The organism is Streptomyces sp. NPDC087440 (assembly GCF_044744005.1).
In the GTDB taxonomy this organism is placed as follows: Bacteria; Actinomycetota; Actinomycetes; order Streptomycetales; family Streptomycetaceae; genus Streptomyces.
Genome location: NZ_JBIUXN010000022.1, coordinates 48699 through 67380, shown reverse-complemented (window position 1 = coordinate 67380; position 18682 = coordinate 48699). Strand labels below are relative to the sequence as shown.

21 protein-coding genes are annotated in these 18682 nt (G+C 71.9%); 6 read left to right on the top strand and 15 right to left on the bottom strand.

Annotated elements, in window-relative coordinates; translation table 11 throughout:
* Positions 1-79 precede the first annotated feature (79 nt).
* The 10 genes from ACIO3O_RS33580 to bioB form a co-directional block, all read right to left on the bottom strand.
* The gene (locus ACIO3O_RS33580) at positions 80-883 is read right to left on the bottom strand and encodes an SGNH/GDSL hydrolase family protein (protein WP_401752510.1); all 804 of its coding nucleotides are present in this window, start codon (positions 881-883) and stop codon (positions 80-82) included.
* Between the two features lie 93 nt (positions 884-976).
* The gene (locus ACIO3O_RS33575) at positions 977-1996 is read right to left on the bottom strand and encodes a hemolysin family protein (RefSeq protein ID WP_401752509.1); all 1020 of its coding nucleotides are present in this window, start codon (positions 1994-1996) and stop codon (positions 977-979) included.
* Positions 1993-3339 (bottom strand): hemolysin family protein, encoded by a 1347-nt coding sequence (locus ACIO3O_RS33570; RefSeq protein ID WP_401752508.1) that lies wholly within the window; start codon positions 3337-3339, stop codon positions 1993-1995. The genes ACIO3O_RS33575 and ACIO3O_RS33570 overlap by 4 nt, the downstream gene beginning before the upstream one ends.
* A gap of 218 nt (positions 3340-3557) precedes the next feature.
* Positions 3558-3992, bottom strand: coding sequence for a GNAT family N-acetyltransferase (locus ACIO3O_RS33565; protein WP_401752506.1), 435 nt, complete (start codon positions 3990-3992; stop codon positions 3558-3560).
* A 56-nt stretch (positions 3993-4048) separates the two neighbouring features.
* Positions 4049-4930: an LLM class F420-dependent oxidoreductase gene (locus ACIO3O_RS33560; protein ID WP_401752505.1), complete on the bottom strand. Its 882-nt coding sequence runs from the start codon at positions 4928-4930 to the stop codon at positions 4049-4051.
* Between the two features lie 62 nt (positions 4931-4992).
* Positions 4993-5697: a class I SAM-dependent methyltransferase gene (locus tag ACIO3O_RS33555; RefSeq protein WP_401752503.1), complete on the bottom strand. Its 705-nt coding sequence runs from the start codon at positions 5695-5697 to the stop codon at positions 4993-4995.
* Positions 5698-5826: 129 nt separating this feature from the next.
* Positions 5827-6174 carry a VOC family protein gene (locus ACIO3O_RS33550; RefSeq protein WP_401752501.1) on the bottom strand — a complete coding sequence of 116 codons (348 nt, stop codon included), beginning with the start codon at positions 6172-6174 and terminating at the stop codon, positions 5827-5829.
* Between the two features lie 10 nt (positions 6175-6184).
* The gene (gene bioD, locus ACIO3O_RS33545) at positions 6185-6907 is read right to left on the bottom strand and encodes a dethiobiotin synthase (protein ID WP_401752499.1); all 723 of its coding nucleotides are present in this window, start codon (positions 6905-6907) and stop codon (positions 6185-6187) included.
* A gap of 472 nt (positions 6908-7379) precedes the next feature.
* The gene (locus ACIO3O_RS33540; protein WP_401752497.1) at positions 7380-8675 is read right to left on the bottom strand and encodes an adenosylmethionine--8-amino-7-oxononanoate transaminase; all 1296 of its coding nucleotides are present in this window, start codon (positions 8673-8675) and stop codon (positions 7380-7382) included.
* Complete coding sequence (bioB, locus tag ACIO3O_RS33535; RefSeq protein WP_401752496.1) at positions 8668-9852, bottom strand: biotin synthase BioB; 1185 nt, start codon at positions 9850-9852, stop codon at positions 8668-8670. The genes ACIO3O_RS33540 and bioB overlap by 8 nt, the downstream gene beginning before the upstream one ends.
* A gap of 215 nt (positions 9853-10067) precedes the next feature.
* Between bioB and ACIO3O_RS33530 the strand changes: the two genes are divergently transcribed.
* Positions 10068-11225: an 8-amino-7-oxononanoate synthase gene (locus ACIO3O_RS33530; RefSeq protein ID WP_401752494.1), complete on the top strand. Its 1158-nt coding sequence runs from the start codon at positions 10068-10070 to the stop codon at positions 11223-11225.
* 18 nt (positions 11226-11243) lie between these two features.
* On the opposite strand, the gene ACIO3O_RS33525 is transcribed toward ACIO3O_RS33530, so the two are convergent.
* Positions 11244-11468: a DUF397 domain-containing protein gene (locus ACIO3O_RS33525; RefSeq protein WP_401752492.1), complete on the bottom strand. Its 225-nt coding sequence runs from the start codon at positions 11466-11468 to the stop codon at positions 11244-11246.
* 39 nt (positions 11469-11507) lie between these two features.
* Positions 11508-12365: a helix-turn-helix domain-containing protein gene (locus ACIO3O_RS33520; RefSeq protein WP_401752490.1), complete on the bottom strand. Its 858-nt coding sequence runs from the start codon at positions 12363-12365 to the stop codon at positions 11508-11510.
* A 236-nt stretch (positions 12366-12601) separates the two neighbouring features.
* On the opposite strand from ACIO3O_RS33520, the gene ACIO3O_RS33515 reads away from it, so the two are divergent.
* Positions 12602-13033, top strand: coding sequence for an ATP-binding protein (locus tag ACIO3O_RS33515; protein WP_401752489.1), 432 nt, complete (start codon positions 12602-12604; stop codon positions 13031-13033).
* 117 nt (positions 13034-13150) lie between these two features.
* On the opposite strand, the gene ACIO3O_RS33510 is transcribed toward ACIO3O_RS33515, so the two are convergent.
* The 3 genes from ACIO3O_RS33510 to ACIO3O_RS33500 form a co-directional block, all read right to left on the bottom strand.
* The gene (locus ACIO3O_RS33510; RefSeq protein ID WP_401752669.1) at positions 13151-13597 is read right to left on the bottom strand and encodes a C40 family peptidase; all 447 of its coding nucleotides are present in this window, start codon (positions 13595-13597) and stop codon (positions 13151-13153) included.
* Positions 13598-14210: 613 nt separating this feature from the next.
* Positions 14211-14519 carry a hypothetical protein gene (locus ACIO3O_RS33505; protein ID WP_401752487.1) on the bottom strand — a complete coding sequence of 103 codons (309 nt, stop codon included), beginning with the start codon at positions 14517-14519 and terminating at the stop codon, positions 14211-14213.
* A gap of 7 nt (positions 14520-14526) precedes the next feature.
* Positions 14527-15189 (bottom strand): ATP-dependent Clp protease proteolytic subunit, encoded by a 663-nt coding sequence (locus ACIO3O_RS33500; protein ID WP_401752485.1) that lies wholly within the window; start codon positions 15187-15189, stop codon positions 14527-14529.
* A gap of 84 nt (positions 15190-15273) precedes the next feature.
* On the opposite strand from ACIO3O_RS33500, the gene ACIO3O_RS33495 reads away from it, so the two are divergent.
* From ACIO3O_RS33495 to ACIO3O_RS33480, 4 genes are all read left to right on the top strand, one after another.
* A complete protein-coding gene (locus tag ACIO3O_RS33495) occupies positions 15274-15555 on the top strand; it encodes a type II toxin-antitoxin system Phd/YefM family antitoxin (protein ID WP_401752484.1) in 282 nt (93 codons plus the stop codon).
* Between the two features lie 224 nt (positions 15556-15779).
* A complete protein-coding gene (locus ACIO3O_RS33490) occupies positions 15780-16082 on the top strand; it encodes an urease subunit gamma (protein WP_401752482.1) in 303 nt (100 codons plus the stop codon).
* Positions 16079-16411, top strand: coding sequence for an urease subunit beta (locus ACIO3O_RS33485; protein WP_401752481.1), 333 nt, complete (start codon positions 16079-16081; stop codon positions 16409-16411). Before ACIO3O_RS33490 ends, ACIO3O_RS33485 begins: the two co-directional genes overlap by 4 nt.
* Positions 16404-18188, top strand: coding sequence for an urease subunit alpha (locus tag ACIO3O_RS33480; RefSeq protein ID WP_401752479.1), 1785 nt, complete (start codon positions 16404-16406; stop codon positions 18186-18188). Before ACIO3O_RS33485 ends, ACIO3O_RS33480 begins: the two co-directional genes overlap by 8 nt.
* Positions 18189-18682 lie beyond the last annotated feature (494 nt).

Sequence of the window (18682 nt, the reverse complement as noted above, 5' to 3'; positions counted from 1 at the left end):
TGCAGGCCAGGGCCACGGGTTCGTTCGTACGTTGCTACGAGAGCGGGGGCCCCGCGCCGCGGCACGGGCCCCTCCCGGCTCAGCGGACCGGGCCGTCCTCCGTGACCTCGCGCATGCTCTCGTACGGCAGCAGCTCGGGCCGCTTCGCCGGGCGGCCGTCCCCCGACGAGCGTCCCGTCAGCCTGCGACCGATCCACGGCACCAGGTGCTCGCGCGCGAACCGTGCGTCGCCGACCCGGCGCGCGACCCACTTCGGCGGCACCGCGTCGGGCAGCGGGCACAGCCAGTCGTCCTCGGCCTCCAGGCCGAGCGCCTGCCAGACCGCCTCGGCGACGCGGCGGTGCCCCTCGGCGGTGAGGTGGAGGCGGTCCACGTCCCACATCCGCTGGTCGCCGAGCACGGCCGCCCCGTACAGGTCGACGACGACCGCGTCGTGCCGGGCCGCGAGCTCCTCGACGATCACAAAGAGCTCCTCCATGCGCGGCCGGAAGCGCTCCATGACCGGACCGTTGCGGCCGGGGCTGCGCATCAGGACCAGCTGCTTGCAGGAGGGGGCGAGCTGCTCGACCGCCTCGGTGAGCTTGGCGCGGACGTGGCCCATGTCGACCTTCGGGCGCAGGGCGTCGTTCAGGCCGCCCACCAGCGTCACCACGTCCGCCTTCATCGCGGCGGCGCGCGGTGCCTGCTCGTCGGCGATCTGGCCGATCAGCTTCCCGCGTACGGCGAGGTTCGCGTACCGGAAGCCGGGTGTGCGTGCGGCCATCCGGGCGGCGAGCAGATCGGCCCAGCCGCGGTAGGAACCGTCGGGCAGGAGGTCGGACATTCCCTCGGTGAAGGAGTCGCCGACCGCGACAAGACTGGTGTAGGTGGCATTCATCTCCATGGCGGAGCGATCGTACCCAATCACGTGTGGGCACGTACGGTCGGGAAACGACAATGCCCGACCTCTCGGCGGAGAGGTCGGGCACAGCGTCCGTCAGGCCTGCTGCGGCGGCCCCACCAGTTCCCGCAGCACGTCCTCCATGGTGACCAGCCCGGCCGGGCGGCCGTCCTCGTCCGCCACGGCGGCCAGGTGCGTACGGCTGCGGCGCATCGCGGTGAGCACGTCGTCCAGCGGGGTCTCGGCCCGTACCCGTGCGATCGGCCGCATCGCGGAGACCGGGAACGGCAGGTCACGGGGCGTCGCGTCCAGGGCGTCCTTCACGTGCAGGTAGCCCAGGATGCGCCGGGTGGAGTCCAGCACCGGGAAGCGGGAGAACCCGGACTCGGCCGCGAGCCGCTCCAGTTCCTCCGGCGTCGTCCCCACCTGCGCGTACACGACCCGCTCGACCGGCATCACGACGTCCCGCACCGGGCGTCGCCCCAGTTCCAGGGCGTCCCGCAGCCGCTCGGCGGCCCGGTCGTCCAGCAGACCCGCGTCCTCGGTGTCCTTCACCAGCCGGGCCAGCTCGTCGTCCGAGAACGTCGCCGACACCTCGTCCTTGGTCTCCACCTTCAGCAGCTTCAGCAGCAGGTTGGCGAAGGAGTTGATCGCGAAGATCACCGGACGCAGCGCCCGGGCGAGCGCCACCAGCGGCGGGCCCAGCAGCAGCGCGGTCTTCGTCGGCTCGGCCAGCGCGATGTTCTTCGGCACCATCTCGCCGAGCAGCATGTGCAGGTACGTCGCCAGCGCCAGCGCGATCGCGAAGGAGATCGCGTGGGTCAGCGCGTCCGGCACGCCCACCGCCTCGAACAGCGGCGTGAGCAGGTGCTCGATGGCGGGCTCGGCGACCACACCGAGCACCAGGGTGCACAGCGTGATGCCCAGCTGGGCGGCGGCCAGCAGCGCCGAGACGTGCTCCAGGCCCCAGATGACGCTGCGCGCCCTGCGGTTCCCGGCCTCGGCCTGCGGCTCGATCTGGGAACGCCGCACCGAGATCAGCGCGAATTCCGCGCCGACGAAGAAGGCGTTGACGACCAGCGTGAGCAGGCCGATGAGGAGCTGTATCGCGATCATCGTCCGGCCTCCGCGGTCTCGTCCTGCTCGACGTCGGCGGCCAGCGGCGCGTGCATGAGCACCCGGGCCGCCCTCCTGCCGCTCGCGTCCACCACGTCCAGCTGCCAGCCGGACAGCTCCACGCAGTCACCCACCTCGGGGATGCGGCCCAGCTCGTTGGCGATCAGCCCGGCCAGCGTCTCGTACGGGCCGTCCGGCACCCGCATCCCGATCCGCTCCAGCTGGTCGCAGCGGGCGGCGCCGTCCGCCGACCACAGGTCGTGGCCCTCGGTGTCCTCGCCCGCGCGGGCCAGGTCGGGGGTCTCGTGCGGGTCGTGCTCGTCGCGCACCTCGCCGACGACCTCCTCGACGATGTCCTCCAGCGTGACCACACCGGCCGTGCCGCCGTACTCGTCGATGACCACGGCCATCGTGCGCTTGCCGGACAGCCGGTCCAGCAGCTTGTCCACGGTCAGCGTCTCCGGTACGAGCAGGGGCTCGCGGACCAGTTCGGTGACCGGGTGGCGGGGCCTGCGGTCGGCGGGGACGGCCAGGACGTCCTTGATGTGCACCAGGCCGACGACGGAGTCCAGGCTGCCCCGGTAGACGGGGAAGCGGGACAGGCCGGTGGCCCGGGTGGCGTTCGCGACGTCCTCGGCGGTGGCCAGCACATCCAGTGCGGTGACCTGCACGCGCGGCGTCATCACGTTCTCGGCGGTCAGTTCCGCCAGGTTGAGCGTACGGACGAACAGCTCGGCGGTGTCCGCCTCCAGCGCGCCCTCCTTGGCGGAGTGACGGGCCAGCGCGACCAGCTCCTGCGGGCTGCGAGCGGACGCCAGCTCCTCGGCGGGCTCCATGCCGAAGCGGCGCAGGATGCGGTTGGCGGTGTTGTTGAGGTGGCTGATCAGCGGCTTGAACGCGGCCGTGAACCAGCGCTGCGGGGTCGCCACGACCTTCGCGACGGCCAGCGGCGAGGAGATCGCCCAGTTCTTGGGGACCAGCTCGCCGACGACCATCAGCACGACCGTGGAGAGCGCCGTACCGATGACCAGGGCCGCCGAGGACGCCACGGCGGGGGACAGGCCGATCGCCTCGACCGGCCCCTTGAGCAGTTTGGAGATCGACGGCTCGGAGAGCATGCCGACGAGGAGGTTGGTGACGGTGATGCCGAGCTGGGCGCCGGAGAGCTGGAAGGTCAGGCCGCGCACGGCCTTCAGGGCGCTCTCGGCACCCCGCTCGCCGCGCTCGACGGCCCGCTCCAGGTCGCCGCGCTCCACCGTCGTCAGCGAGAACTCGGCCGCGACGAAGGCGCCGCAGATCAGCGAGAGCAGCAGCGCCACGAGGAGCAGAAGCACTTCAATCATCGGTTCACCTCCGTCCCATGATCGTTCAGGGTCGGGAGGATCGCGCGATGTCGGCTACTGGGAGGCTCGCCCATGGGCGGACGCTCACACCTTTCGAAGAGTGCGATGAGGCGGGGCACGGCGGACGCCTGCCCCGTCGATTCATCGGAGTGAGTGACCAAGGGTAAACGACCGGCAAAATTACCGGGTGGGTGCGGTACACCCGCTCGGTGGGCGAGTCAGTGTGCGAGCGGCTTGACCCAGCGGGACCACTGCGGCTCGGGCGCGTAACCGGCCGCCCGCCACGCGGGGTGCGCCGTGTCGTTCGCGTCCAGCACCATCGCGTCCCCGCGCCGCCCGCCGAGCGCCGTGAACCGCTCCTCGGCCGCCGCGAGGAGGGCCCTGGAAATGCCCTGCCGCCGGTGGTCGGGATGCACGGCCAGCCGGTACAGGCTGCACCGCCAGCCGTCGAATCCGGCGATCACCGTGCCGACGAGCTCGCCGTCGCGCTCCGCCAGGATCAGCGCCTGCGGGTCGCGGGCCACCAGCCGCTCGACGCCGTCCCGGTCGTCGCTGATGCTGGTGCCCTCGGCGGCGGTCTTCCAGAAGGCGAGGACGGCGTCGAGGTCGGCGGGGGTGGCGGGGCGCAGGGACGTGCTCTGGTGATCGCTCATGGCGGCATCCCATCACCGGGCCGCGAGCGGGGGCGAGCCCGTTTCTCACCATGTGGTCAGGTGCCGCGCAGCGCCTCGACGACCGGGGCGAAGGCCTCCATGTACGGCTCCAGGATGCTGAAGTAGGAGAAGCCGTAGCGCTCCCGGGTGGCCCGGAACTGCTCCGCGATCTGCTCGACCGTGCCGACCGCGAGGACGGGCAGCTCCAGCACTTCCTCCTCCGTCAGGTACGGGGCGTGGGCCAGGTAGTCCCGCACCGCGGCCCTGCGGTCGTCGGTGATCACGACCAGCTGGATCAGCAGGTTCAGCTCCGTCTCCGTCGTCCGCCCGGCCGCGAACTTCCGGTAGAGGGCGACCCGTTCGTCCATTCCCTCGGCGCTGAGCACCCGCAGCTCGCCCGGCGTGACCTGGAGTCCGCCCGCGAACGCCACCACGTCCGCGTGCTCGGCCGCCAGTTTCAGCACCCGGTCGCCGCCGCCCGCGATCAGCAGCGGCGGGCGGGGCCGCTGCACCGGCTTCGGAACGTGGCTCGCGTCGCGCAGGAACCGGTCCAACTCCTCGACCGTACGCGCCAGATGGTCGACCCGGCCGCCGGGCGACCGGTACTCGATGCCCGCCGTCTCGTGCTCCTCCTTGACGTACCCGGCGCCGATGCCCACCTCCAGCCGTCCGCCGGTCAGGTTGTCGACGGTCGCCACCTCGCGGGCCAGCAGCGCCGGGTTCCAGAAGGCCGCGTTGAGCACGAACGTGCCGATTCTCGGGCGTTCGGTGGCGGCCGCCGCGGCGACCATCGCCGGGAACGGGGAGGGCATCCCCAGATGGTCGGCCACCTGGATCACGTCGTACCCGATCTCCTCCGCCCGACGGCATCGGGCGGCCCACTCGCCGGCGTCGTTCAGCGTCACCATGTTGACCGAGAAACGGAACGGCCTGACCACGAAGTCTCCTTCTGTGGAGGGGGATTGAGGGGTACTCGGTTCACCGTGCACCGACCTTGAACCTAACTGTCTGCCGGACGCATCGCCACCCCCAGCACACACGCCGACGACGGCAGCCGCGGCCCCTTCTCCGGTACGTTCAGCCGCCGGAACGCGCCGAGTTCGAGCCCGGCCGCACGGATCGAGGCGAGGGGGTCCCGGGAGGTGTGGCAGTTGCCGAACAGCAGCGGCCACACGGTCCTGTCCAGGCCCCGCTGGAGGGCCGCCATCCCGCGCCGCTCGTCGCGCCCGTGCTCGAAGAAGCGCAGCTCACCGCCGGGGCGCAGGACCCGCCGGGCCTCCGCGAGGGCCCGGTCCACGTTCCGTACGCTGCACAGCACCAGGGAGAACACCACCGCGTCGTACGCCTCGCTCTTGACCGGGAGCGCCTCCGCCGCACCCGGCACCACGTCCACCGGGATGCCTGCCCTCAGCGCCTCGTCCAGGGCCAACCGGCGCAGGGAGCGCTCCGGTTCGATGGCGACCACCTCGGAGACCGTCGCCGGGTAGTGGGCGAAGTTCAGCCCGTTGCCCGCGCCGACCTCCAGCACCCGGCCGGACAGCCCGGCCAGCAGTTCCGCCCGGTGGGCCGCGATGCCGCCGCGTACGTCCGCGGAGACGCTGAGCCGGGCGTAGAACCGGGCGAACAGGGGGTGCTGCACGGCGTCGTGCGGGACCTTGCGGGAGCGGCGCCGGACGTGTCGGGACAGGCGTGGGCGATCGGCCATCGCGGACCTCCTCCGTGGAGCCCCCGGGGGCTCCGGGGTGCGGGCGGACACCGCGATTGTCCTCCTGGGGGCGGATGGTGACAGCCCGTCAGCCCGTTGTGGGTTGCCTATGGGTCGCCTGTGAGCCGCTTACGGGCTGCTCACGAAGCAGAACTCGTTGCCCTCCGGGTCCAGCAGCACCTGGAAGGAGCCGACCTCCTGCGTCACGATCCCGCCGGACAGCGTCGCCCCCAGCGCCACCGCCTCGGCGCTGAACGCCGGGATGTCGTCGGCCACCAGGTCGATGTGCAGCCGGTTCTTGGCCGACTTGCCCTCCGGGACGCGCTGGAAGGCGAGCCGGGTGAAGTCGGGGACGTCGATGTACGACCAGTGCGCGTCGCGGTCCTGGGGCTCGCCGCCGACCAGGTTCGCCCAGAAGCGGGCGAGGGCGGACGGGTTGGCGCAGTCGAAGACGATTTCGTCGATACGTGCTCGCATGATCGGCAGCCTACGTACGGTCGGCGGCGGCGGTGAAGTCCTCCGCGCTCCAGGTGCCGCCCAGCTCCCGGGCCAGCCAGCCGGACGCGTCGGCCGCGAAACGTGCGGGGTCGAGGCCGCCCGCGCCCTCGGGGACCGCGCCGAGCAGGGGCGCGCCCGCCATCGCGGCGAGCTCCCTGACGTTGCAGCGCTCGGCGAGGCCGGGTTCGTGCGGCCAGGCGCCGATGACGACGCCGCGCGTCGTCAGGCCCCGGGCGCGCAGGGCCTCGCCGGTCAACTGCACGATGTTCAGCGTGCCGAGGGCGGGGGCGGCGACGACGAGGACGGGCGCGTCGAGGAGCGCGGCGACGTCGGCCAGGGTGCCGCCTTCGTCGTCCAGGTGGACGAGGAGGCCTCCCGCGCCTTCGACGAGCACGAGGTCGTACTTGGCCTCCAGCTTGCGGACGGCGTCGGCGGCGGCCTGCGGGGTGACGGGGGGCAGCCCGGCCCGCCGGGCGGAGGTGGCCGGAGCCAGCGGCTCCGGGAACCTCGCCAGCTCGACGGCCGTGACCCCCTCCCCGGCCAGCCGCGCGGCGACGTGCGCGTCGCCGGGTTCGCCGGGGGCGATGCCGGTCTGGGCGGGCTTGAAGACGGCCACGCGACGGCCGGCGGCGCGGGCGAGGGTGGCGAGGGCGGCGGTGACGACGGTCTTGCCGATGTCGGTGTTGGTGCCGGTGATGACGAGGGTGGTCATGGGTGCTCCTTGCTCTGTGTTCTACGGAATGGGTGGTGCGGCCCCTTCGTGACGGGCCGGCTGCGCGGGGCCCTGCTGGTGCCGTCCCCGGCACCCCGATTGCCTGCGGCGCCCGCCCCGGTCCCGCCCCTTCACCTAAACTCGCGAGGCTGGGTGGTGGGTTGCTGTTCCTGATGGGGCTACGCCCCTCGCCCCCTGCACGGGCTCCGCCCGCGCGTCCTCAAACGCCGGACGGGCTGATATGCCTGGCGCGCCCCTGATATGCCGCCCGAAGGGCAGGCATTCAGGGGCGCGGGGAACTGCGCGACCAGCCACCCACCCACCCGCACGGAACCGTGCAACAGCCCCGCAGGGTTACGGGAAGGGGCGGGGAGGGGAGAGAACCCGCCCCGGCACCGGGTGCCGACCCGACCGAGCCCCGCCCCGCGCCCCCGGGCACCGGGTGCCCATCCGACCCCGCCGCCCCGCGCCCCTACCCCGCCCCCACCGCCGCACAAACCCCCCGCCCCACCCTCCCCACATCCTCATCCCCCATCACATACGGCGGCATCACATACACCAAGTCCCGGAACGGCCGCACCCACACCCCCTCCCGCACCGCCGCCTCCGTCGCCGCGGCCATCGGCACCGCATGGTCGAGCTGCACCACCCCGATCCCTCCGAGCACCCGCACATCCCGCACCCCCGCCATCTCCCGCGCCGGCGCGAGCCCCTCCCACAGGCCCGTCTCCAGGCGCTTGACCTCCGCCTGCCAGTCCTGCGACAGCAGCAGGTCGATGGAGGCGCACGCCACCGCCGCGGCCAGCGGGTTCGCCATGAACGTCGGGCCGTGCGCCAGCACCGGCACCTCGCCCTGCGAGATCCCCTCCGCCACCCGCGCCGTGCACAAGGTGGCCGCCATCGTCAGGTAGCCGCCCGTCAGGGCCTTGCCCAGGCACATCACGTCGGGGGAGACCGCCGCCTGCTCCGCCGCGAACAGCGTGCCCGTACGGCCGAATCCCGTCGCGATCTCGTCGAAGACCAGCAGCACGTCGTGCGCGTCGCACGCCTCCCGCAGCACCCGCAGGTACTCCGGCGCGTGGAAGCGCATGCCGCCCGCGCCCTGCACCACCGGCTCCACGATCACCGCCGCCAGCTCGTCCGCGTGCCGCGCGATCGTCTCGCGGAGCAGGTCCGCGTACGACTCCTCGTAGGAGACGGGGGGCTCCGGGACGAAGAGCTGACGGGGCAGGACGCCCTGCCACAGCTCGTGCATCCCGCCGTCCGGGTCGCACACCGACATCGGCTGCCAGGTGTCGCCGTGGTAGCCGCCGCGCCAGGTCAGCAGGCGCTGCTTGGCCGGGCGGCCCACCGAGCGCCAGTGCTGGAGGCACATCTTGACGGCGACCTCGACCGACACCGAGCCGGAGTCGCAGAGGAAGACGTGGCGCAGGGGCTCCGGGGTGATCTCGACGAGCTTCGCGGCCAGCCGCACGGCCGGCTCGTGGGTGAGGCCGCCGAACATCACGTGGCTCATCCGGTCGAGCTGCTCGCGGGCCGCCTCGTTGAGGACCGGGTGGTTGTAGCCGTGGATCGCCGACCACCAGGACGACATCCCGTCGATCAACTCGGTCTGCCCGAAGGCGGGTTGCGCCAGGCGCAGGCGCACGCCCGACGCCGATTCCACCAGGAGGGGTTCGACGCGGCCGGGCATCGGGCCGTACGGGTGCCAGACGTGTTCCCGGTCCAGGCGCAGGAGGTCCGTGGGGGAGAGGAGCTGGTCAGGCATTGGGTGCGAGGTCCGTTCCCGCGCCACGGCGTCGTACCGCGACCAGGTCCGTACGGGCCTCCTCGCGGGCGGCGGGGAGAGCGGGCTCGTCCGGGGCCGTCGTCGTACCGCACACCGAGCCGCAGCCGTCGGCCGAGGAGGAGGCGTCCGAGCCGCAGCCGCCGCCCGCCGTCGCGCGGTGGCCCGGCAGGGTCGTCGTGTCCGTGCCCTCCACCTCGAAGCCCGCGTCCGCGATCATGTCCAGGTCCGCCTGACCCGCCTGGCCCTCACTGGTCAAGTAATCGCCCAGGAAGATGGAGTTGACCAGGTGCAGGGCGAGGGGCTGCATGGTGCGCAGGTGCACTTCGCGGCCGCCCGCGAGGCGTACCTCGACGTCCGGGCAGACGAAGCGGACCATCGCCAGGATGCGCAGCGCCCGCTGCGGGGTGAGGTTCCACTCCTTGGCGAGCGGGGTGCCCTCGAAGGGGATCAGGAAGTTCACCGGGACGGAGTCCGGGTCGAGTTCGCGCAGCGAGAAGACGACGTCGACGAGGTCGGCGTCCGTCTCGCCCATGCCCGCGATCAGGCCGGAGCAGGCGGAGAGTCCCGCGGCCTGGGCCTGCTGGACGGTCTCGACGCGGTCCGCGTAGGTGTGGGTGGTGGTGATGTCGCCGTACGTCGACTCGGAGGTGTTGAGGTTGTGGTTGTACGCGTCCGCGCCCGCGGCGCGCAGGCGTTCGGCCTGGCCGTCGGAGAGCAGGCCGAGGCAGGCGCACACCTCCACGCCCTCGTTCTGCTCCTTGATTGCTTCGATGGTCTTCGAGACGCGGTCCACGTCCTTGTCCGTCGGGCCGCGACCGCTCGCCACCAGACAGACCCGCTTGGCGCCGCCCGCGACCCCGGCGGCTGCCGCCTGCGACGCCTCGTCGGCCTTCAGCCAGGTGTACTTGAGGATCTCGGCCTTGGAACCGAGCCGCTGCGAGCAGTACGAGCAGTCCTCCGGGCACAGGCCCGACTTGAGGTTGACGAGGTAGTTCAGCTTCACCCGCCGCCCGAACCACTGGCGGCGCACCTTGCCGGCAGCAGCCACCACGTCGAGCAGTTCGTCGTCCGTCGTCGCCAGCACGGCGAGCGCTTCTTCACGGGTCGGCAGCTCGCGCCGCAGCCCCTTCTCCACCAGTGTGTTCAGCAGGTCCATGGGCATGATCCTGAACCATGGCACTGCCCCGGGCCAAGGAGGATTCGTACAACAGGGCGCGTTCGAGGTGTGGGTATTGCCACACCCTGAGAGCGGTTCGGGGCGGCTAGTGTCTGTGGGCTGCCTACAAAAGCGGCATGCGTTCCCGTGTGCCCCGCCTTGGGCGGGCGCATCCGTTCACCGCTTCGCTTCCCTGCTCCACGGAGGGTCCACCCATGCCCCAGCGCGTCACCACCCCGACCCCCTTCGGACGGCTCGCCGAGGAGGCCGCGCACCGGGAACGCGCCGGGCTCGTCCGGACGCTGCGGCCGCGCGCCGCCGACAGTCCCCTCCTGGACCTCGCGAGCAACGACTACCTCGGCCTCACCCGTCACCCCGAGGTCACCGGGGCCGCCGCCGAGGCCGCCCGCCGGTGGGGCGCCGGGGCCACCGGCTCGCGGCTCGTCACCGGGAGCACCGAGCTGCACGCCGAACTGGAGCGGGAGCTCGCCGAGTTCACCGGGTTCGAGGCCGCGCTCGTGCTGTCCTCCGGGTACGCGGCCAACCTCGCGGCGCTCACCGCGCTGACCGCGCGCGGCTCCCTGATCGTCTCCGACGCGGGCAACCACGCCTCCATCGTGGACGGTTGCCGTCTGTCGCGGGCGGAGACCGCCGTCGCCGCGCACACCGACCCCGCCGCCGTGCGCAAGCTCCTGGACGGGCATGCGGGGGAGGCCCTGGTGGTCACCGACTCGGTCTTCTCGGTGGATGGTGACGCGGCTCCGTTGGGTGACATCGCTGCTGTAGTGCGGGAGTTCGGGGCAGGGCTCGTCGTCGACGACGCGCACGGGCTCGGCGTGCTCGGCGAGGGCGGGCGTGGCGCCCTGCACGCGGCGGGGCTCGCGGGTGACTCGGACGTCGTCGCCACCGTCACCCTCTCCAAGTCGCTGGGCAGTCAGGGCGGTGCGGTGCTCGGTCCCGCGCACGTCATCGACCACCTGGTCAACGCCGCCCGCACCTTCATCTTCGACACCGGGCTCGCCCCGGCGGCCGTCGGCGGGGCGCTCGCCGCGCTGCGGCTGCTGCGCCGGGAGCCCGGCCGGGCCGTGCGGGCGCGCGAGGTCGCGCATACCGTGCACCGGCGGGTGACCGGCGCGGGTCTTCTCGCCGCCGTGCCGGACGCGGCCGTGGTCTCCGTACAGGCGCCTTCTGCGGAGGCCGCGCTGCGATGGGCCGCCGACTGCCGCAGGGAAGGGCTGGGGGTGGGGTGCTTCCGGCCGCCGTCCGTGCCCGACGGGATCTCCCGGCTGCGGCTGACCGCCCGGGCCGACCTCGACGAGGCACAGCTCGCGGGTGCGGTGGACACCATCGTCCGTACCGCACCCGCGAGGTGAGGGACCGTCAGAAGTGCGTCAGAGTGCCTCTTCGCGCACCGCGCCGACGAAGCGCGCCCATGCGTGCGGGGTGAAGAGGAGAGCGGGCAGCAGCACGCGCTTGGAGTCCCGGACGGCTTGCAGGCCGCCGGGGGCCGAAGCGGTTTCCACGCAGTTGTTCATGCCGGTGCTGCGACTGCTGCGACGCCACGCTGCGTCGGGCAGAAGCGAGCTGGAAGGTACGACTCCGAGGTGTGGGGACATGGTGTCTCCCTGCGCGTCGTCACCGGTACGGGGAAGTGGTCAGGCGCCGCTTTCGATGCCGTCGATCAGGCGCAGCGACTCCTGCGGGGACAGTGCCTGTTCCTGGATCTCGCGGAATGCTCCGGAGTATTCCGCAAGGTCTTCTTTCCGTTCCAGGGAGAGGCTACTCGCCAAGTGGTCGATAACAACCACATCCAGATCGGCAATGGCCGGAAAGGAGAAGATAACGAAAGCACCGGTGAGACCCGTGTGCGCTCCCGACGCAAAGGGGAGCACCTGTAACCGGACGTGCGGCAATTCCATTGCCCGGCGCACATGCCGAATCTGCTCCTTCATGACGCGTCCGCCGCCCACCTGCCTGCGCAGCACCGCCTCGTCCAGCACCGCGCTCAGTACCAACGGGTCCTGCGAACGCAGTACTTCCTGTCGCGCCAGCCGGACCTCCACCAAGGTGTCGATCTTCTTCGCCGACAGCTTGGGCAGCATGGCCCGTGTCACCTCGCGCGCGTAGTCCGGCGTCTGGAGCAGTCCCGGCACCACCGAGGTCTCCAGCGTGCGTGCCGAGCAGGCCTGCGACTCCAGCGAGATGAAGTCCCGGTACTGACTGGGCAGCAGTCCCCGGTACGCGTGCCACCACTGCGTTCCCGACTCGCCCGCCGTGCGCGCCAACGCTTCGAGCAGCAGCCGCAGTTGGGGGTCCTGGAGGTCGTACACCTCCAGCAGTCGGGTCACGTCCTCGGGCTTGACGCCACTGCGGCCCGTCTCGATCCGGCTCACCTTCGACTGGTGCCAGCCGACCAGACGCGCGGCCTCCGGGCTGGTGAGACCCGCCCTGTCGCGCAGTCTGCGCAGTTCCTCTCCCAGCTTGCGGCGGCGTACCGCGGGACCGTGGCGCATTCCCGACTCCTTCCGGTGTTGCATCCCATCCCCGCCGGAAGTCAGTGTGCGGTCACATGCGGTCCTGCGTCGCAGAGTTCACTACTTTGAGTGGCAGATATATGTATGTCTGGGGGGAACGCCCCCCGCGCGCGCACCATGAGTGACACTCTGGCGCGGAACACGTCAGGGGCCGCCCCGCACAGATCCGCGTACGACTGAGAGTCCGGCCCCGGTGGGAAAGGGACAGCGTCGCCATGGCAGACCACCAGGAAGTATCCGTCACCCTGCCGAGCGATCCCGCCTCGGTGTCCACGGCCCGGAAATACGTCGCCGAAGTCCTCGTCGAATGGGGCCTGTCGGCGGATTCCGACACCGCCGACACCGTACGGCTGATCGTCTCGGAACTGGCGACCAACGCCGTGCAGCACACCTTCGGCCAGTCGCCCACCTTCACGGTCGACGTCTCGCTGGAGCGGGACGAGCGACTGCGCATCGGGGTCACCGACAGCCATCCGCGCTGGCCCCAACGGCTGCCCGCCGCCGTCCAGCAGGACAACGGCCGCGGCATGGTCATCATCCGCTCGCTCGTCGCCGAGTGCGGCGGGCGGCTCTCGGTCACCCCCACCGCCGAGGGCGGCAAGACCGTGTGGATCGCACTGCCGTGGACCGTGCCCGTGCAGAGGTGACGGCGCCCACGTGTGGACCGAGTGCCGGACGGACGGCGGCGCGTCGGGGATGGTGCCCCCGACGCGCCGCCGTGCGCGCTGAGTTGACGATGCGTCAGTGGCGTCGTCGGCCGGCGGTCACTTCACCCGGCCGTACCAGACGCTCTTCGACCAGATCCGCTCCAGCCGCACCACCGTGCCGCTCCGGGGCGAGTGCCAGATCTTGTTCGACCCCGCGTAGATGCCGACGTGGTAGACGCTGCGCCCCCGGTGGAAGAAGACGAGGTCGCCGCGCTGGCGTTGGGACGCGGAGATGTGCCGGGTCTTGTTGTACTGCGACTGCGCCGTGCGCGGCAGGGTCTTCCCGGCCCGCTTGAAGGAGTACAGCGTCAGCCCGGAACAGTCGAACCTGGTGGGGCCGGTGGCGCCGAACTTGTAGGGGGCGCCGCGCTTGGAGGCGGCGATGTTGAGGGCCTTCGTCGCGAGCGTCGCGGCCTCGGCCTCCGCGGCCGCCCCGGGAACCACCAGCCCGGCGCCCACCACCGCGAGGGTGAGGACGGAGGCGGTGGACGCCCGGGCGAGCAGCGACGGGCCGGACCGCGCGGGACGGGGGGCGTTCGTCGGGGGCCGGGAGGCGGGCGCGGTGTTCGCCGCCGGACGTCCCGTGGGCGGGCCGCTGAGTGCCCGGCGGTCCTCCGGCTGGCTGTTGTGTGCCGGGCCGGGTGCCCAGAGGTCCCTCTCCGGTCCGTCCTTCGCCGGACGGTGTGTCCCCGGGCCGTTCTTCGCCGGGTCGTCGTTCCCCACAGCGTGGCAGTTGACGTGCGCAGGCATGCGCAACCCTTCGTCGACCAGACGTCCCGGCCGGCACCCGTGCTCGTGCGGTGCCCGCCAGGACCGCCCCGCCACGACGGCGGGGGCTTGTCGTCCCACGGATCTTGACCCGGTCGACGTCCGGTTTCCGAGCGGAAGCAGGGGTTTGTGAGGCTCCTCACCACTCGGCCGTTCGGGTGGACAAGCGCCGCACCGATCTTGCGCGTCGGGACCCGAGGAGGCCCGCACCAGCACCGGAGTGGTTCATTCCGCCCGGGGGTCGACCACATGGCGCAACTCGATCAGTACCGCCCGGGTAGACGCGAATGGGCCGAACGGGGGAGGCGCCCTGGTCGCTGCGCGCTCCCTCCCGCACGCCCGCCGGTGATCAACTCGCGTGCTCCGGCGGCACGGTGAGCCGTTTCGCCCGCCGTTCCCCGTCCAGGACGCGCAGCGCCCGCCCCAGTGTCCCCGGGTGCAGTCCGCTCTCTCCCCTGTCATGCATGAGGGTGAGTGCCTCGCGCAGTGCGGCGGCCCGCCCGACGAGGGCCTGTGCGGCGCGCAGCGCGCCGTAAGTGTCGGTCGAGCGGGCCGGGTTGATGCGGCCGAGCAGGTCCACGACCTCCAGATAGGCGTCCACCACCTCGCACTCGGCGCGGGTCAGTGCGGGCAGCGGCGGCAGTTCGGGCGGCAGCATGCCCCGCTCACCGCTCGGTGGAGGTCATCGCAGCCCGGCGGCTCGCGATGATCCGGTCGACCAGTCCGTACTCCTGCGCCGCCGTCGCGTCGAGCACCTTCGTGCGGTCGAAGTCCGCCTCGACCTGCTCGGCGGTACGTCCCGTGTGCCGGGCCAGCATCCCGGCGGTCATCGCCCGCAGCCGTACCAGCTCCGCCGCGTGGATCTCCAGGTCGGAGGGCTGTCCCTGGGCGGGCTCGTCCAGTGCGGGCTGGCTGAGGGTGATCCGCGCCCCGGGCAGGGCGCACCGCTTGCCGGGCGTGCCCGCCGCGAGCAGCACGGCCGCGGCGTCCAGCGCCTGCCCCAGGCAGATCGTCTCGACGTCGCAGGTCACGAACTGGATCGTGTCGTAGATCGCCGACATCGCGGTGTACGAGCCGCCGGGGGAGTTGATGTAGAGCGAGATGTCCCGGTCCGGGGCGTCGTGCTCCAGGTACATGAACTGGGCGGCGATGTCGTTGGCCGCGGCGTCGTCAACGGGCGTGCCCAGGAAGACGATCCGCTCGCCGAGCATCTTCGAGTACGGGTCGAGGGTCTGCGTCCCCGTGCTGGTGCGCTCGGTGAAGGACGGCAGGACGTACCGGGCGGACGGCCGGGCCGGGTGCGCAGGGGTCAGGGCGAAACGGTTCATGGCGCGCTCTCTTTCGGCTGAAGTGCGGCGTGCGCCTGTCTCTGTAAAAAATGTACAGGACGTACGTTCAGTACGATGGGGAGCATGACCTACGAGATTCCGGTGACGCAAGCCCGGGCCGAGCTCGCCGACCTGATCAACCGCGTCGTGTACGGCGGGGAGCGGGTGGTCGTGACGCGCCACGGGAAGCCGCTCGTCGCGCTCGTATCCGCCGCTGACCTGGAGCGACTGGAGGCGGAGCCGGAGCCCGTGGTCGAGGAGCAGGTGATCAGCTCGGTCTCGGCGTTCGGCACCTCGCTGTCCGCTCCCGGCGAACGCCACCGCTTCGGCATCGCGGCCGAACACCGGGGCGAGGAGCCGCGCTGACCGGAAGGCCCCGGTTGATCATGCGCTGGCAAAGCATCAGTTAACGCGTTGGAAAAACTCGGGCTCTAACGTGCAATTCCTGGCCGGGTGGCCGGGATTGAAGCCTCAACAGAGTGTTGAAGTCGGATATGGTCCCGCTGCGCCGAGGCGGGTGCCCTGTGCAACTTTCTGGTCCCTCCGCCCCGTTCATGCGCAGGGTGTTTGACAACCAGGAGGTGGGAAGCGTGCAGCTGTCCCCGCACGAGCAGGAGCGCCTGCTCATCCATGTGGCCGCCGACGTGGCCGAGAAGCGCCGGGTGCGCGGGGTGAAGCTCAATCACCCCGAGGCCGTCGCCCTCATCACCTCGCACATCCTCGAAGGTGCCCGCGACGGCCACACCGTCGCCCAGCTGATGTCCTCCGGACGCAAGGTGCTGCACCGCGACGAGGTCATGGACGGCATCCCCGAGATGATCCACGACGTCCAGGTCGAGGCCACCTTCCCGGACGGCACCAAGCTGGTCACCGTGCACGAGCCGATCCAGTGACCCCCGCACCGAAGCCGGTCGTCCCCGGCGAGATCCTCTACGGCGACGGGCCCGTCCTCTTCAACGAGGGCCGCCCCGTCACCCGCCTCACCGTCCTCAACGCGGCCGACCGGCCCGTGCAGGTCGGCTCCCACTACCACTTCGCCGAGGCCAACCCGGGCCTCGACTTCGACCGCGCCGCCGCCCGCGGCCGGCGGCTGAACATCGCCGCCGGGACGGCCGTGCGCTTCGAGCCCGGCGTCCCCGTCGACGTGGAACTCGTACCCCTGGGCGGACGGCGCGTCGTCGCCGGGCTGCGTGGGGAGATCGGCGGTGCCCTCGATGTCTGACCGTACGCACGCAGGGTCCGACCGTACGCATTCGGGCTCGACCCACCCGGGGATCTCCCGGGCGGTCTACGCCGACCTGTTCGGCCCCACCACCGGCGACCGCATCCGCCTCGCCGACACCGACCTGCTCGTCGAGATCGAGGAGGACCGCTCCGGCGGGCCCGGACTCGCGGGCGACGAGGCGGTGTTCGGCGGCGGCAAGGTCATCCGCGAGTCGATGGGCCAGGCCCGCACCACCCGCGCCGAGGGCGCGCCCGACACCGTCATCACCGGTGTCGTCATCCTCGACCACTGGGGCATCGTCAAGGCCGACGTCGGCATCCGCGACGGCCGCATCACCGGCATCGGCAAGGCCGGAAACCCCGACACCATGGACGGCGTCCACCCCGACCTGGTCATCGGCCCCGAGACCGAGATCATCGCGGGCAACGGCCGCATCGTCACCGCGGGGGCCATCGACGCCCACGTCCACTTCATCTCGCCGACCGTCGTCGACCAGGCCCTCACCTCCGGCATCACCACCCTCGTCGGCGGCGGCACCGGACCCGCCGAGGGCTCCAAGGCGACCACGGTCACGCCCGGCAGCTGGCACCTGGCCCGGATGTTCGCCGCGCTGGAGCACTACCCCGTCAACATCGGCCTGCTCGGCAAGGGCAACACGATGTCCCGCGAGGCCATGCACGCCCAACTCCGCGGCGGCGCACTCGGCTTCAAGATCCACGAGGACTGGGGCGCGACCCCCGCCGTCATCGACGCCTGCCTCTCCGTCTGCGACGAGACCGGCGCCCAGCTCGCCATCCACACCGACACGTTGAACGAGGCCGGGTTCGTCGGCGACACCCTCGCCGCCATCGCGGGCCGCACCATCCACGCCTACCACACGGAGGGCGCGGGCGGCGGCCACGCACCCGACATCATCACCGTCGTCTCCGAACCGCACGTCCTGCCCAGCTCCACCAACCCCACCCGCCCGCACACCCTCAACACGCTCGACGAACACCTCGACATGCTGATGGTCTGCCACCACCTCAACCCGGCGGTCCCCGAGGACCTGGCCTTCGCCGAGTCCCGCATCCGCCCCTCCACCATCGCGGCGGAGGACATCCTCCACGACCTCGGCGCGATCTCGATCATCTCCTCCGACTCCCAGGCCATGGGCCGCGTCGGCGAGGTGATCCTGCGCACCTGGCAGACCGCCCACGTCATGAAGAAGCGCCGCGGCGCCCTCCCCGGCGACGGACGCGCGGACAACCACCGGGCCCGCCGCTACGTCGCCAAGTACACGATCAACCCCGCCGTCGCGCAGGGTCTCGGCCACGAGATCGGCTCCGTCGAGTCCGGCAAGCTCGCGGACCTGGTCCTGTGGGAGCCCGCCTTCTTCGGCGTGAAGCCCCTCCTGGTCATCAAGGGCGGCCAGATCGCGTACGCGCAGATGGGCGACGCCAACGCCTCCATCCCCACCCCGCAGCCGATCCTGCCCCGCCCGATGTACGGGGCGGTCGGGCTGGCCCCCGCCGCCAACTCCTTCAACTTCGTGGCCGAGGCGGCGATCGAGGACAACATCGCCGAACGGCTCGGCGAGCGCTACGGCATCCGCAAGGCCTTCGCGCCGATCACCAGCACGCGCGGTGTCACCAAGGCGGACATGCGGGAGAACGACGCGATGCCCCGGGTGGAGGTCGACGCGGACACCTTCACGGTGACCATCGACGGCGACCCGGTCGAACCCGCCCCGGCCGCCGAACTGCCCATGGCCCAGCGCTACTTCCTCTTCTGAGAGCTCGAACCATGGACTACGACTCGCTTGCCGAGGCAGGTACGTCACGGGGCCGGACCGCGGCGCCCGACCCCGTCGGGGCGGGTGCCCCGGATGCTGCCGGACCCACCTCCCCCGCGGTGTCCGGCACCCCGGATGCTGCGGGGGTCCGCGAGGCGTCGGCGGCGGGGCCTTCTCCGGTACGCCCCGGAGGCAGGCGCCCGCTGCCGAGCAAGCCGCCGTCGGGGCGGCCGGGGGGTGCCGTACGTCTGGTGCCCCTGGCGGACCGGCTGGCTGCGGTCGCACGACCGACTGCCGGGGGCGCCCGGTCCCGGGGTGCGGGTACGAACCCGACGTCGTCGACCGCTACGGGCGTCGGCCCGCACCCAGAAGCAGCGAAGCTCGGCATACCGGCCGCGCCGGTCGGCGCGACACCCGCGACAGGGTTCGACCAGGGTGCCCCCGGGGCTGCCCGGCCCGAGACCGGGGCGCGGTCGGCGGCGGCCACCACGGGC

Bases quoted from the DNA above. Each gene is read 5' to 3' on its own strand.
- ACIO3O_RS33580 (WP_401752510.1), bottom strand. From the start codon at position 883: ATGGAGATGAATGCCACCTACACCAGTCTTGTCGCGGTCGGCGACTCC.
- ACIO3O_RS33575 (WP_401752509.1), bottom strand. From the start codon at position 1,996: ATGATCGCGATACAGCTCCTCATCGGCCTGCTCACGCTGGTCGTCAAC.
- ACIO3O_RS33570 (WP_401752508.1), bottom strand. From the start codon at position 3,339: ATGATTGAAGTGCTTCTGCTCCTCGTGGCGCTGCTGCTCTCGCTGATC.
- ACIO3O_RS33565 (WP_401752506.1), bottom strand. From the start codon at position 3,992: ATGAGCGATCACCAGAGCACGTCCCTGCGCCCCGCCACCCCCGCCGAC.
- ACIO3O_RS33555 (WP_401752503.1), bottom strand. From the start codon at position 5,697: ATGGCCGATCGCCCACGCCTGTCCCGACACGTCCGGCGCCGCTCCCGC.
- ACIO3O_RS33550 (WP_401752501.1), bottom strand. From the start codon at position 6,174: ATGCGAGCACGTATCGACGAAATCGTCTTCGACTGCGCCAACCCGTCC.
- bioD (WP_401752499.1), bottom strand. From the start codon at position 6,907: ATGACCACCCTCGTCATCACCGGCACCAACACCGACATCGGCAAGACC.
- ACIO3O_RS33540 (WP_401752497.1), bottom strand. From the start codon at position 8,675: ATGCCTGACCAGCTCCTCTCCCCCACGGACCTCCTGCGCCTGGACCGG.
- bioB (WP_401752496.1), bottom strand. From the start codon at position 9,852: ATGGACCTGCTGAACACACTGGTGGAGAAGGGGCTGCGGCGCGAGCTG.
- ACIO3O_RS33530 (WP_401752494.1), top strand. From the start codon at position 10,068: ATGCCCCAGCGCGTCACCACCCCGACCCCCTTCGGACGGCTCGCCGAG.
- ACIO3O_RS33525 (WP_401752492.1), bottom strand. From the start codon at position 11,468: ATGTCCCCACACCTCGGAGTCGTACCTTCCAGCTCGCTTCTGCCCGAC.
- ACIO3O_RS33520 (WP_401752490.1), bottom strand. From the start codon at position 12,365: ATGCGCCACGGTCCCGCGGTACGCCGCCGCAAGCTGGGAGAGGAACTG.
- ACIO3O_RS33515 (WP_401752489.1), top strand. From the start codon at position 12,602: ATGGCAGACCACCAGGAAGTATCCGTCACCCTGCCGAGCGATCCCGCC.
- ACIO3O_RS33505 (WP_401752487.1), bottom strand. From the start codon at position 14,519: ATGCTGCCGCCCGAACTGCCGCCGCTGCCCGCACTGACCCGCGCCGAG.
- ACIO3O_RS33500 (WP_401752485.1), bottom strand. From the start codon at position 15,189: ATGAACCGTTTCGCCCTGACCCCTGCGCACCCGGCCCGGCCGTCCGCC.
- ACIO3O_RS33495 (WP_401752484.1), top strand. From the start codon at position 15,274: ATGACCTACGAGATTCCGGTGACGCAAGCCCGGGCCGAGCTCGCCGAC.
- ACIO3O_RS33480 (WP_401752479.1), top strand. From the start codon at position 16,404: ATGTCTGACCGTACGCACGCAGGGTCCGACCGTACGCATTCGGGCTCG.